At 59.0% G+C, this 12,317-nt stretch carries 10 protein-coding genes; 3 read left to right on the forward strand and 7 right to left on the reverse strand.

What is annotated here, in order from left to right; genetic code table 11:
- The first annotated feature begins 29 nt into the window (after positions 1–29).
- Positions 30–542, forward strand: coding sequence for a dihydrofolate reductase (locus ACIPIZ_RS18470; protein WP_105704594.1), 513 nt, complete (start codon positions 30–32; stop codon positions 540–542).
- A 106-nt stretch (positions 543–648) separates the two neighbouring features.
- On the opposite strand, the gene ACIPIZ_RS18475 is transcribed toward ACIPIZ_RS18470, so the two are convergent.
- The gene (locus ACIPIZ_RS18475) at positions 649–2,040 is read right to left on the reverse strand and encodes an L-cystine transporter (protein ID WP_401166576.1); all 1,392 of its coding nucleotides are present in this window, start codon (positions 2,038–2,040) and stop codon (positions 649–651) included.
- A 242-nt stretch (positions 2,041–2,282) separates the two neighbouring features.
- Here ACIPIZ_RS18475 and ACIPIZ_RS18480 point away from each other — a divergent pair, with 242 nt between their 5' ends.
- Positions 2,283–3,344, forward strand: a complete 1,062-nt coding sequence (locus ACIPIZ_RS18480; RefSeq protein WP_105704592.1) for a phosphorylcholine phosphatase — start codon at positions 2,283–2,285, stop codon at positions 3,342–3,344.
- A gap of 198 nt (positions 3,345–3,542) precedes the next feature.
- Here ACIPIZ_RS18480 and ilvD read toward each other — a convergent pair whose 3' ends face one another.
- The 6 genes from ilvD to ACIPIZ_RS18510 form a co-directional block, all read right to left on the reverse strand.
- The gene (gene ilvD / locus ACIPIZ_RS18485) at positions 3,543–5,384 is read right to left on the reverse strand and encodes a dihydroxy-acid dehydratase (protein ID WP_064388049.1); all 1,842 of its coding nucleotides are present in this window, start codon (positions 5,382–5,384) and stop codon (positions 3,543–3,545) included.
- Positions 5,385–5,640: 256 nt separating this feature from the next.
- Positions 5,641–6,873 carry an MFS transporter gene (locus ACIPIZ_RS18490; RefSeq protein WP_401166580.1) on the reverse strand — a complete coding sequence of 411 codons (1,233 nt, stop codon included), beginning with the start codon at positions 6,871–6,873 and terminating at the stop codon, positions 5,641–5,643.
- On the reverse strand, positions 6,866–7,843 hold the full coding sequence (locus ACIPIZ_RS18495; RefSeq protein WP_401166583.1) for a diiron oxygenase: 978 nt from the start codon (positions 7,841–7,843) through the stop codon (positions 6,866–6,868). The genes ACIPIZ_RS18490 and ACIPIZ_RS18495 overlap by 8 nt, the downstream gene beginning before the upstream one ends.
- Complete coding sequence (locus ACIPIZ_RS18500; RefSeq protein ID WP_401166585.1) at positions 7,840–8,910, reverse strand: SagB family peptide dehydrogenase; 1,071 nt, start codon at positions 8,908–8,910, stop codon at positions 7,840–7,842. The genes ACIPIZ_RS18495 and ACIPIZ_RS18500 overlap by 4 nt, the downstream gene beginning before the upstream one ends.
- Positions 8,911–9,362: 452 nt before the next feature.
- Entirely contained in the window at positions 9,363–10,559 is a 1,197-nt protein-coding gene (locus tag ACIPIZ_RS18505) for a class I SAM-dependent rRNA methyltransferase (RefSeq protein WP_105704587.1), read from the reverse strand.
- 173 nt (positions 10,560–10,732) lie between these two features.
- The gene (locus ACIPIZ_RS18510; RefSeq protein WP_064388054.1) at positions 10,733–11,272 is read right to left on the reverse strand and encodes a type 1 glutamine amidotransferase domain-containing protein; all 540 of its coding nucleotides are present in this window, start codon (positions 11,270–11,272) and stop codon (positions 10,733–10,735) included.
- 227 nt (positions 11,273–11,499) lie between these two features.
- Between ACIPIZ_RS18510 and ACIPIZ_RS18515 the strand changes: the two genes are divergently transcribed.
- The gene (locus ACIPIZ_RS18515) at positions 11,500–12,312 is read left to right on the forward strand and encodes an HDOD domain-containing protein (protein ID WP_177330936.1); all 813 of its coding nucleotides are present in this window, start codon (positions 11,500–11,502) and stop codon (positions 12,310–12,312) included.
- The last annotated feature ends 5 nt before the right edge of the window (positions 12,313–12,317 follow it).

The following is a 12,317-nucleotide window of genomic DNA, read 5'->3' on the forward strand; positions in this document are numbered from 1 at the left end:
GTACGCGCGGCTCTGGTATCCTCGCCGGCATGACTAAATCACTCCCCCTCAGCCTGATCGCAGCCCTTGGTGAAAACCGCGTGATCGGCGTCGACAACAGCATGCCCTGGCACCTGCCGGGGGACTTCAAATACTTCAAGGCCACGACGCTCGGCAAGCCGATCATCATGGGGCGCAAGACCTGGGATTCGCTCGGTCGTCCGCTGCCGGGGCGTTTGAACATCGTGGTCAGCCGTCAGGCCGATCTGCTGCTCGAAGGTGCCGAGGTGTATCCGTCGCTGGAAGCTGCCGTGGTTCGCGCCGAGGAGTGGGCGAAGGCGCAGGGCGTTGATGAGCTGATGCTGATTGGTGGTGCGCAGTTGTACGCGCAAGGGCTGGCGCAGGCGGATCGTCTGTATCTGACCCGCGTGGCGTTGAGCCCGGAGGGGGATGCGTGGTTTCCTGAGTTTGATTTGAACCAGTGGAAACTGGTGTCGAATGTGCCGAATCCGGCTGAAGGCGATAAACCCGCGTACAGCTTTGAGGTTTGGGAAAAGGCTTAAAAAGCATCGTCGGAACGCCGCCCGGAGCAAGCTCACTCCTACAAGGGGGAACGCATTCCAATTGTAGGAGTGAGCCTGCTCGCGATAGCGGTCTGTCAGGCGTTACTTAAGCCTGAGCCAACTCCGCATGCTCATCAGCATCCAGCAACTCTTTATCGGTCTGCTGCATCACCTGACTGGTAATCGCCCCAGCCGTGATCGAACCGCTCACGTTCAACGCCGTGCGGCCCATATCAATCAGCGGCTCAACCGAAATCAGCAACGCCACCAGTGACACTGGCAAGCCCATCGCCGGCAGCACGATCAGCGCCGCGAACGTCGCGCCGCCACCAACACCGGCTACGCCCGCCGAACTCAACGTCACAATCGCCACCAACGTCGCGATCCACAGTGGATCCAGCGGGTTGATGCCCACGGTCGGCGCAACCATCACCGCCAACATCGCCGGGTACAGACCGGCGCAACCGTTCTGGCCGATGGTCGCACCGAACGAGGCGGCAAAACTCGCCACCGATTGCGGAATCCCCAGACGACAGGTCTGCGCCTCAATGCTCAGCGGAATGCTCGCCGCGCTGGAGCGGCTGGTGAACGCGAACGTCAGCACCGGCCAGATCTTGCGGAAGAATCGCAGCGGATTGATCCCGGCGGCCGACACCAGCAAACCGTGTACGACAAACATCAGGCCCAGACCGAGGTACGAGACCACGACGAAACTGCCGAGTTTGATGATGTCCTGCAGGTTGGAACCGGCGACCACTTTGGTCATCAGCGCCAAGACGCCGTACGGGGTCAGCTTCATCACCAGACGTACCAGACGCATTACCCAGGCTTGCAGGGTGTCGATAGCGTTGATCACTTTCTGACCTTTCTCGACGTCATCCTTGAGCAGTTGCAGCGCGGCAACCCCGAGGAATGCAGCGAAAATCACCACGCTGATGATCGAGGTCGGCTTGGCCCGCGCCAGATCGGCGAACGGGTTCTGCGGGATGAACGACAGCAGCAGTTGCGGCACATTCAGGTCGGCGACTTTGCCGGCGTAGTCAGTCTGAATGGTTTGCAGACGGGCCATTTCCTGGGTGCCGGCGACCAGACCTTCGGCGGTGAGGCCGAACAGGTTGGTCAGGCCGATACCGATCAGGGCGGCAATCGCGGTGGTGAACAGCAGGGTGCCGATGGTCAGGAAGCTGATTTTGCCCAGCGACGACGCGTTGTGCAGGCGTGCCACGGCGCTGAGGATCGAGGCGAACACCAGCGGGATGACGATCATTTGCAGCAACTGCACGTAGCCGTTGCCGACCAGATCGAACCAGCCGATCGAGGCTTTCAGCACCGGGTTGCCGGCACCGTAAACGGTGTGCAGCGCGACGCCGAAGGCCACGCCCAGCGCGAGGGCGAGCAGGACTTTTTTCGCCAGGCTCCACGTGGTGTGGCGGGTTTGCGCCAGACCGAAGAGCAGGGCGAGGAACACCAGCAGATTGAGGATCAGCGGCAGATTCATGAAAACTCCGATAAGACTTGTGCCAGTCGCATTCTTGGGCAACTGCGAACCGGCAAGCCTAACAGTTTGATTTGCAATGATTTAATACCGAAATCGCAGGGCGTCCGTCGTTTTTGGAATAAGCGCGTGTCGCTCTCGGCAATGCATCTGGCGCAAACAGGGACGTGAGCGGTCGCTGACAGACGAGGACTGTCACACATATTTGTTAGCGTCGATCTCTTTGAATCAGGGAGAAGAGGCTTATGAAGTTTGCACCGAAATTTCTGGCTGTCGCACTGGCTGTGGGCATGGGTCTGGCCACTCAAGCCTTCGCCACCGACCTGAAACACTGGCCGGCGGATCAGGCCAAGGCGCTGGACGCGATGATCGCCGCCAATGCCAACAAGGGTAACTACGCGGTGTTCGACATGGACAACACCAGTTACCGCTACGACCTCGAAGAGTCCTTGCTGCCGTTCATGGAAAACAAGGGCCTGATTACCCGCGACAAGCTCGATCCCTCCCTGAAACTGATGCCGTTCAAGGACACCGCCGACCACAAGGAGAGCCTGTTCAGCTACTACTATCGTCTCTGCGAAGTCGACGACATGGTCTGCTACCCGTGGGTGGCACAGGTGTTTTCCGGTTTCACCCTCAAAGAACTCAAAGGCTACGTCGACGAGCTGATGGCTTCGGGCAAACCGGTGCCGGCGACTTATTACGAAGGCGATGTGGTCAAGAAGCTCGACGTCAATCCGCCGAAGATCTTCACCGGCCAGCAAGAGCTGTACAACAAGCTGATGGAGAACGGCATCGAGGTCTACGTGATGACTGCCGCTTCTGAAGAGTTGGTGCGCATGGTCGCGGCAGATCCGAAGTATGGCTACAACGTCAAACCGCAGAACGTCATTGGCGTTTCGATGTTGCTCAAGGATCCGAAGACCGGCGAACTGACCACCGCGCGCAAACAGATCACCGCCGGTAAATATGACGAGAAGGCCAACCTCGGTCTGGAGCTGACCCCATACCTGTGGACCCCGGCGACCTGGATGGCCGGCAAGCACGCAGCCATCCTGACCTACATCGATGAGTGGAAAAAACCGGTATTGGTTGGCGGCGATACGCCCACCAGCGACGGCTACATGCTGTTCCACGATGTCGACGTGGCCAAGGGCGGGATTCACTTGTGGATCAACCGCAAGGACAAGTACATGACGCAAATCAACGGCATGATGGCCAAGCACGCGGCGGCGCAGGCGAAGGAAGGGTTGCCGGTGACTGCGGACAAGAACTGGGTGATCGTCAAGCCTGAAGAAATTCAGTAAGACCGGGTCGCTCCCATCGCGAGCAGGCTCACTCCTACAATTGGAATGCGTTTGATCGTTCCCACGCTCTGCGTGGGAGCAGCCCGTGACGCTCCGCGTCACTGGACGCGGAGCGTCCCTTGAGACATTCCCACGCAGAGCGTGGGAACGATCAGCCCCGCACTTTGGCGGGGCTTTTTTGTTGCCGCGATTTGACGCTTACAGCCCTTCAAGCATCGCTTTGTTACGCACAGCACCTTTGTCGGCGCTGGTCGCCAGCAAGGCGTAAGCCTTGAGGGCGGTGGTCACTTTGCGTGGACGAATCTCGACCGGTTTCCAGCCTTTCTTGTCCTGCTCGGCGCGGCGTGCCGCCATTTCTTCATCGCTGACCAACAGGTTGATCGAGCGGTTCGGAATGTCGATCAGCACTTTGTCGCCATCTTGCACCAGACCGATCGCACCGCCGGCAGCGGCTTCTGGCGAAGCGTGACCGATCGACAGGCCGGAAGTACCACCGGAGAAACGCCCGTCGGTGAGCAAGGCGCAGGCTTTGCCCAGGCCTTTGGATTTCAGGTACGAGGTCGGGTAGAGCATTTCCTGCATGCCCGGGCCGCCTTTCGGGCCTTCGTAGCGAATGATCACAATGTCACCGGCCTTCACTTCGTCAGCGAGGATGCCGCGTACGGCGCTGTCCTGGCTTTCGAAGATCTTCGCGTTGCCTTCGAAGACGTGAATCGACTCGTCGACACCGGCGGTTTTCACCACGCAGCCATCGACAGCGATGTTGCCGTAGAGCACGGCCAGACCACCTTCCTGCGAATAGGCATGTTCGAAGCTGCGGATGCAGCCGTTTTCACGGTCGTCATCCAGGGTTTCCCAACGGGTCGACTGGCTGAACGCCGTCTGCGTCGGGATACCGGCAGGACCGGCCTTGAAGAAGTGATGCACCGCTTCATCGGTGGTCTGGGTGATGTCCCACTTGGCAATGGCTTCTTCCATGCTGCGGCTGTGCACGGTCGGCAGGTCGGTGTGCAGCAGACCGCCACGGGCCAGTGAGCCGAGGATGCTGAAGATGCCACCGGCACGGTGCACGTCTTCCATGTGGTACTTCTGGATGTTCGGCGCGACTTTGCACAGCTGTGGAACGCTGCGCGAAAGACGGTCGATGTCGCGCAGGTCGAAATCGATTTCGGCTTCCTGGGCGGCAGCGAGCAAGTGCAGGATGGTGTTGGTCGAACCGCCCATGGCGATGTCGAGCATCATCGCGTTCTCGAACGCCTTGAAGTTGGCAATGTTGCGCGGCAGCACCGATTCGTCGTTCTCGCCGTAGTAACGCTTGCACAACTCGACGATGGTACGACCGGCCTGCAGGAACAGTTGTTCGCGATCGCTGTGGGTGGCGAGGGTCGAACCGTTGCCCGGCAGTGCCAGACCCAGTGCTTCGGTCAGGCAGTTCATCGAGTTGGCGGTGAACATGCCTGAGCACGAACCGCAAGTCGGGCAGGCGCTGCGCTCGTACTCGGCGACTTTCTCGTCAGAAGCGCTTTCGTCGGCGGCGATCACCATGGCATCGACGAGGTCGAGGCCGTGGGACGCGAGTTTGGTCTTGCCGGCTTCCATCGGGCCGCCGGAAACGAAGATCACCGGAATGTTCAGGCGCAAGGCAGCCATCAACATACCCGGGGTGATCTTGTCGCAGTTGGAAATGCAGACGATGGCGTCGGCGCAGTGGGCGTTGACCATGTACTCGACGGAGTCGGCGATGATCTCGCGGCTCGGCAGCGAATACAGCATGCCATCGTGGCCCATGGCGATGCCGTCATCCACGGCGATGGTGTTGAATTCTTTCGCTACACCGCCGGCGCGTTCGATTTCACGGGCGACCAGTTGGCCCAGATCTTTCAGATGCACGTGGCCCGGTACGAACTGGGTGAACGAGTTGGCAATGGCGATGATCGGCTTTTTGAAGTCGTCATCTTTCATCCCGGTGGCGCGCCACAGTGCGCGGGCGCCGGCCATGTTGCGGCCGTGGGTGGATGTTTTCGAGCGGTAATCTGGCATGGAGCACTCCGGGCGGCTAATCAGGTACTAAATGGGAGTGAGCTTCTATTGACCTCTGGAACACTCAGAAATGGCCGTGTGTCCGGAAGTTGCCGATGACGTTGCGGGATCGCCGCTGGTCTCAGCCTGAGCTCATAAACCCGCCGGGGGATGAATGGCGATGAATCAGCCGATTCTACACCGCTGGCGTCTGGAGGGAATGGCGCAAAGTGTTGTTGCAGTGCCGACGGTGTCTGTGGGATGACGACCGGCAGGTTCAATCCGCCCCCGGCCGCAGAATGATGGCGGCCTCAAGGTTTCGGGCACGCGCGCTGATGCGGCTGTTCAGTACCAGCGCCACGCCGCTGAGCAGCACAAAGCAGTAGCCGAGCATCGACTGGAGATTGGCAGGGCTCAGGCTGATCAGTGCGCTGATCAAGCCGCCACAGATGAAGATGATCGTGCTGCCCGCCGAGGCCGATGTGCCTGCCATGTCCGCAAACAGGCCCATGGCCCGGGATGTGGCTGCCGGGCGTGCGATGGTGGTGCCAGCGGTGCAGATCAACATCGGGATCAGCACGGTGATGGCGGACAGTTCGACGTTGGTCGACAGCGTCAGCATGGCCAGCCCCGACAGCAGGATCAGGCTCAGTCCGGTAACGATCTGCTGGCCGGGCGTGATCCGCCGGCTGAGCACGGTGGCGACAATGCCGCCGACCACGTAAGCCGCACCGTATATCAGCAGGATCATTGAGAAGTCGTAGGGCGACAGCTGCAATTGATTCATGAAGATCAGCGGTGAAATCACGATGAAGGAAAAGTGGCAGGCGAACGCGAAGGCCGAAATCAGCCACAGGCCAACGAAATCGCGGTCCCCCAGCACCCGTCGGTAAGCGTTGAAGAACTGGACGGGGCTGACGCTGGCGACCGGCCGCCCGTTGTCCAGAAAGCGCCACGCCTTGATAAGCACAGCTGCCGCCAGTGCGGCAAACACCCAGAAACTGCCACGCCAGCCGAGGCTGGCCTGCAGGAAGGTGCCGGCCAATGGCGATACTGAAATAAAAATTCCCGTCGCCGTGACCATCAGGATGCGCAGGCGATCACGTTCCTCGCCTTCGAACAGGTCCTGCACGAGCGCTTGGGACAGCACGAAGCAGCCGCAGCCCAGGGCCTGCACCAGACGAAAGAACAGGAACAGCGAGTAATCGCTGGACAGCGTGCAACCAAGCGCGCCGAGCATCGACACCGCCATGCCGGCGAGAAGCAGCCCTTTGCGTCCGATCACGTCCGACAGGGGCCCGATCAGCAATTGCGCAAAGGCAATGCCGACGGCGAACAGGCTGATCGACAGTGCTATATCCGCCGGGCTGCTGCGAAAGTGCTCGGCCATGGCCGGGAACGACGGCAGCAGGACATCCAGCGGAAACACGCCGAGCAGAACCATCGCCAATAACAGGCTGACAGCGCCGCGTCGTTGCTGGGCAGTGACCGCAGGTTTTCCTTCACTCATCGAGCAGTCCCGCCTTGGAAAAGAGTTCTCGGTTGTTGGGCAATGCGAAAAAACCGGCCTTTTTCAGTGCGTCGAGGGTGGCGATGGCTCCCGTCCTGGTGCGCAGACGTTTGGCTTGCGCGTGGGTCAGGCTGACGAGGATTTCATCGATGGCTGGCTCGGCGATGCCGTTGCTGCGCAGGCTCTGTCGCAACCAACGCTCGTCGACCTCAAAGAAAATATCGATAACGTTCAGCAGGGTTCTGGCCGCAAAGCTGCGCTGACGAGTGTTCAGCGTCAGCCACAGGTAATGGAACACCTCAGTGAAGTAGCGGCTATGGCGGGCTTCGTCTGCAAGGTGATCACGCAACATGTCATTGACGCTGGACACCAGGCTATCGCGGCAGACGTCCAGCAACTCGCGGGCAATGATGGTTTCCGAAACGAAGCCAAGCAGAAACCAGGCCAGCGTGCGGTTGTTTTCGGGAGTGCGGGCGATCAGGGCATTCAGCCGGCTGATGCGCAGTGGCATCTGCGGGCGTTGGGTGAAGCCGTACAGACTGGCGATATGTTCTGCGAGACGGTTGGAGAACAGGGCATGGTAGCCCTCGTCGGTATAGAGCTGGAGCGCGGCGGTTTTCATGCGTTCTGGCACGAAGGCAGGCAGCTCGCCGTGGACAATAACCTCGACAGCGCGGTTGACGATGCGGTGCTCGAGCAGTGTTGTGTAGTCGAGAAAATGCACCAGATGATTGGCTGTCAGGCGATGGGTGACGTCACGACCTGCGGCGACGATGGCCGGGTGGGCCAGATACGGCAGAAAGGCCGGAGGAAACCAGTGACGGCTCAGCAACTGCTGCTGCACGTCATCGGGTAATTGATGGTCGTGCTGACGGGTGCGCACTGAAGCGCGAGTGTCCCAGTCGCCGAGGGTAAAGCGCAGCGCCCAGGAAGCCGGAGCCTCTTCCTGTTCGACAAGGGACGCGTTCATGCCTGTTCCTCGTGCAACAGATCGAGCATTTCCTGACACATCGCCTGACCATCGCTTTCACCGCAGCCGACAAAGAACAACGGTTGTTCGGCGCTGCCTTGGATCTTGAGCAAGGACTCGACCTGATCATCGGCGAACGCGCCGGTCAGCCAGGTATTGAGGCCCAGCGCCGTGGCGACCAGCTGGAAGGTTTGCGAGAGATGACCGGCCTCGATGAAGGCCATGCGATAGGCGCGCGAGTGTTGGTATTTCCACCATAACCTGTCGAAGCGAGCGGTGATGAACAGGCCCAGCGGCAGGTTGTTGATGAAGTGCTGCCCGCCGAGTAGTTGGCCGAGCGCGCATTGCGGCGATGGGCTCACGGGGGTAAGGACATGTTCGGCTGGGTGGTAGGCATACACACCGGCGTCCAGGCCCTCAATGTTCTGTGCCAGCAAAAAGCACTCACAGGCATTCAAGCCGCCCCCGGATGGGCTGCTGCGTCGCGCGTCGAGGCCTTCCGCAATGCCGTCTGCAGAACTGTCGCGTTCGCGCAGGTAGCCGAAGGACAGGTACAGCAATGAGCTGACGTCGCTGAGGGAAATGGCGGCTCCCGTGAAGGAGCGACAGGTTTTTCGCTGGGTCAGGACGTGGGTCAGGTTGTCGTGACCGGGTGTGGTCGGGGTGGGCAGCGCAATGCGTGCGCTGGAGTTTTTGAGCACACGTCCTGCTTGAGGCGGAGGGTCAGCCAATACTTCGTTGCAGTGGTCCAGATATTCTCTGCTCCACTCATGAATATTTTGCGGAATATGTTTGCATGGAATGTTCTGTGTGCCGATGTGATAGATTTTCGACAACTCATCCCAACCCCATTCCGTATTGTCGGTTTCTGAAATGGTTAATATCCCTGCATTCAATAGTTGTATGTCTATGGTGTTTCGACTATTGAATAGTTCGGGGTTGCTGATTAGTTGTGTCAGGCGTGACGAATAGTCGAAATCCAGTTCGTGCTGAACATGGTCTTTATAATTCCAGACTACTTGAGTTGGTGTGCGCGGCAGGATGAACAAGTATGGATTGATATGCATGTTGGGGCTTCTCTGGTTGAAAGTCTGAAAGTCTGAAAGACGCCGGAGTGCCGGCACTCTCCGGCGTCTAGACTTGCTTAGCGGGCTTTAGGCGCTACGAGAAAAGCCAGGTTTGCGATTTTGTTGCCTTCCATAGAGATAACTTTCATAACGTGAACTCCTTGTTCAATTTTTGGTAAGTGCCACCTCGTGGTGACAACTCAATAATAGTTTGTAATGGATTAATGGCAAGCGGATATTAAGTAGGAAAATTCCAGTAATTTTGTCGGATGCATCTTTAGGCTGGAAAGAACTTGTGGGATAAAGTTAGATGGTTAAAAGATGCAAGGAAATTTCCTGCACGCCAAACGGAAGTCCGGTGTGGGAAGTAAAAGGCTGGACGTTAAAAAAGGCAGGGGGGCGTGCGTGTAAACGCAAACGGGGAGCCGTAAGGCTCCCCGTCGATTTGCCAATCAGCTGTTAGGCAGCAGCCGGCAAGTGATGCTTTTGATATAGCGGGTTTCGGCGATGGCCGGGTGCACCGGATGATCCGGGCCCTGACCGCCACGCTCGAGCATCTGGATGTTGCGATCCAGGTGACGGGCGCTGGTCAGCAGAATGTTCTGCAGATCGTCTTCCGGCAGGTGCATCGAGCACGAAGCGCTGACCAGAATGCCGTCCTTGTTGAGCAGGCGCATGGCTTGCTCGTTCAGGCGACGGTAGGCGCCTTCGCCGTTTTTCATGTCCTTCTTGCGTTTGATGAACGCTGGTGGGTCGGCAACGATTACGTCGAAGCGCTCTTCGCTGGCTTTCAGCTCTTTCAAGGCTTCGAAGACGTCGCCTTCGATGCAGGTCATCTTGTCGGCGAAACCGTTCAACGCAGCGTTGCGCTCAACGCCGTCGAGGGCGAAGGCCGAAGCGTCGACGCAGAACACTTCGCTGGCACCGAACGCCGCAGCCTGCACGCCCCAGCCACCGATATAGCTATAGAGGTCGAGGACGCGCTTACCCTTGGCATAAGGCGCCAGGCGTGCACGGTTCATGCGGTGGTCGTAGAACCAGCCGGTTTTCTGACCCTGGATGACCGGGGCCTCGAACTTCACGCCGTTCTCTTCCAGCGCAACCCACTCCGGTACCAGGCCGAACACGGTTTCGACGTAGCGGTTGAGGCCTTCGGCATCACGCGCGGCGGAGTCGTTCTTGAACAGGATGCCGCTTGGCTTGAGCACTTGGGTCAGTGCTGCGATCACGTCATCTTTATGCGCTTCCATGGTCGCCGAGGCGATCTGGACTACGAGGATGTCGCCGAAACGGTCTACCACCAGACCCGGCAGCAGATCGGAGTCACCGTAGACCAGGCGGTAGAACGGCTTGTCGAACAAGCGATCGCGCAGCGACAGGGCAACGTTCAGACGGTGCACCAGCAGCGACTTGTCCAGTTGCACCTTGATGTCGCGGGACACCAGACGGGCGCAGATCAGGTTGTTCGGGCTCATCGCAACGATGCCCAAGGTCTTGCCGCCGGCGGCTTCGAGGATCGCCTGATCGCCGGCCTTGAAGCCGTGCAATGGTGTGGCGGCCACATCGATTTCGTTGCTGTAGACCCACAGGTGGCCGTTGCGCAGGCGACGGTCGGCATTGGCTTTGAGGCGCAGGCTTGGCAGGGACATGACGTCGCTCCGGAAAAAAGAGCGGGAGTATAGCGTGTTGCGACTTGTGCCGGGTTTGATGAGCGATGAAACGCTGATCGCCTCTTCGCGAGCAGGCTCGCTCTCACATTAGTCTTGTGTCGGTCACAAGACCTCTGTGGGAGCGAGCCTGCTCGCGAAAGCGGTCCCCAATGCTACGCCGACAGTGCGTCGATCAGTTCGCGACTGAACGCCGGAATATCATCCGGCTGCCGGCTGCTGATCAGGTTGCCATCCTTGACCACCTCTTTATCGACCCAGTGCGCGCCAGCGTTCACCAAGTCATCCTTTACCGTCTTGTAACTGGTCATGGTCTTGCCGTTGACCAGTCCTGCCGAGATCAGCAACCAGCCGCCATGGCAGATCACTGCGATCGGTTTGCCGGCAGAGGCGCCGGTCTTGACCAGGTGCTGGGCGTCCTGATCGATGCGGATAGTGTCGGAGTTCTGCACGCCGCCCGGCAGGACGATCGCGTCGTACTGCTCGCTGCTGGCGCCCTGAAACGTCTGGTCGACCTGGAAATCGTCCGCCGGTTTGTCGTGATTCCAGCCTTTGACCTTGCCGGTTTCTGCGGAAAGGATGTCGACCTGCGCGCCAGCCTGCTCCAGCGCTTGCTTGGGACCTGTCAATTCAACCTGTTCGAAACCATCGGTTACCAAAAAAGCGACGCGCTTGCCGTTGAGTGAGGTGGTCATCGATAAGCTCCTGAGTCTGCGGGAATTTGCTGGCACAGCGGACAGAAATTGCCCGTTGCGCCCTACAAAATCCGAAGCCTGAGCTTGAATGAAAGTTCCGCCGATATGCCCATCGGTGTGTCGCCCTGCGATTTCAGGGGTTAGAATCGCCGCCTGTCCCAGAGTGTGTACTTATGTCCCAAGAGCTGACCACCGAACAGATTCAACAATCGCTGCAAGGCATCAGTGTGCCGGCGCAACCGCAGATCATGGTGGATCTGCAAATGGAGCAGTACATGCCCGACCCGGACCTGGAGGTGATCGCCAAGCTGATCGCCCAGGATCCCGGCCTGTCCGGCTCGCTGCTGAAAATCGTCAACTCGCCGTATTACGGCTTGAGCAACAAGATCACCTCGATTCAGCGTGCGGTGAACCTCCTGGGCAGCCGTTCGATCATCAATCTGATCAACGCGCAGTCGATCAAGGGCGAGATGAACGACGACACCATCGTCACGCTCAACCGTTTCTGGGACACCGCCCAGGACGTGGCGATGACTTGCCTCACGCTGGCCAAGCGCATCGGTACCCAGGCCGGGGACGAAGCCTATGCCTTGGGCCTGTTCCACGATTGCGGCGTGCCGTTGATGCTGCAGCGGTTCCCCAATTACATGACGGTTCTGGAAAAGGCTTACGCCAATGCCAGCGCCGAATGTCGGGTGGTCGACACCGAGAACAGCGAGTTCAACACCAACCACGCGGTGGTTGGCTACTACACCGCCAAGTCCTGGCGCCTGCCGGAACATGTCAGCGCTGCCATCGCCAATCACCACAATGCCTTGGCGATCTTCAACGATGAGTCGTCGCGCAACAGCCAGATGAAAAACCTGTTGGCGATCCTGAAAATGGCCGAACACATTTGCGCTTCGTATCGGGTATTGGGCAACCAGACCGAAGATTTCGAATGGAACGCCGTCGGGCCGCTGGTACTCGACTATGTAGGACTGTCGGATTACGACTTCGAAACCCTCAAACAAACGATCCGCGACCTCGGCGCGCATTGATTCGA

Origin of the sequence: Pseudomonas sp. NPDC087690 (assembly GCF_044743175.1) — a bacterium.
Lineage (GTDB): Bacteria > Pseudomonadota > Gammaproteobacteria > Pseudomonadales > Pseudomonadaceae > Aquipseudomonas.

Coding starts and splice junctions, on each gene's coding strand:
- ACIPIZ_RS18470 (WP_105704594.1), top strand. CDS start 30: ATGACTAAATCACTCCCCCTCAGCCTGATCGCAGCCCTTGGTGAAAAC.
- ACIPIZ_RS18475 (WP_401166576.1), bottom strand. CDS start 2,040: ATGAATCTGCCGCTGATCCTCAATCTGCTGGTGTTCCTCGCCCTGCTC.
- ACIPIZ_RS18480 (WP_105704592.1), top strand. CDS start 2,283: ATGAAGTTTGCACCGAAATTTCTGGCTGTCGCACTGGCTGTGGGCATG.
- ilvD (WP_064388049.1), bottom strand. CDS start 5,384: ATGCCAGATTACCGCTCGAAAACATCCACCCACGGCCGCAACATGGCC.
- ACIPIZ_RS18490 (WP_401166580.1), bottom strand. CDS start 6,873: ATGAGTGAAGGAAAACCTGCGGTCACTGCCCAGCAACGACGCGGCGCT.
- ACIPIZ_RS18495 (WP_401166583.1), bottom strand. CDS start 7,843: ATGAACGCGTCCCTTGTCGAACAGGAAGAGGCTCCGGCTTCCTGGGCG.
- ACIPIZ_RS18500 (WP_401166585.1), bottom strand. CDS start 8,910: ATGCATATCAATCCATACTTGTTCATCCTGCCGCGCACACCAACTCAA.
- ACIPIZ_RS18505 (WP_105704587.1), bottom strand. CDS start 10,559: ATGTCCCTGCCAAGCCTGCGCCTCAAAGCCAATGCCGACCGTCGCCTG.
- ACIPIZ_RS18510 (WP_064388054.1), bottom strand. CDS start 11,272: ATGACCACCTCACTCAACGGCAAGCGCGTCGCTTTTTTGGTAACCGAT.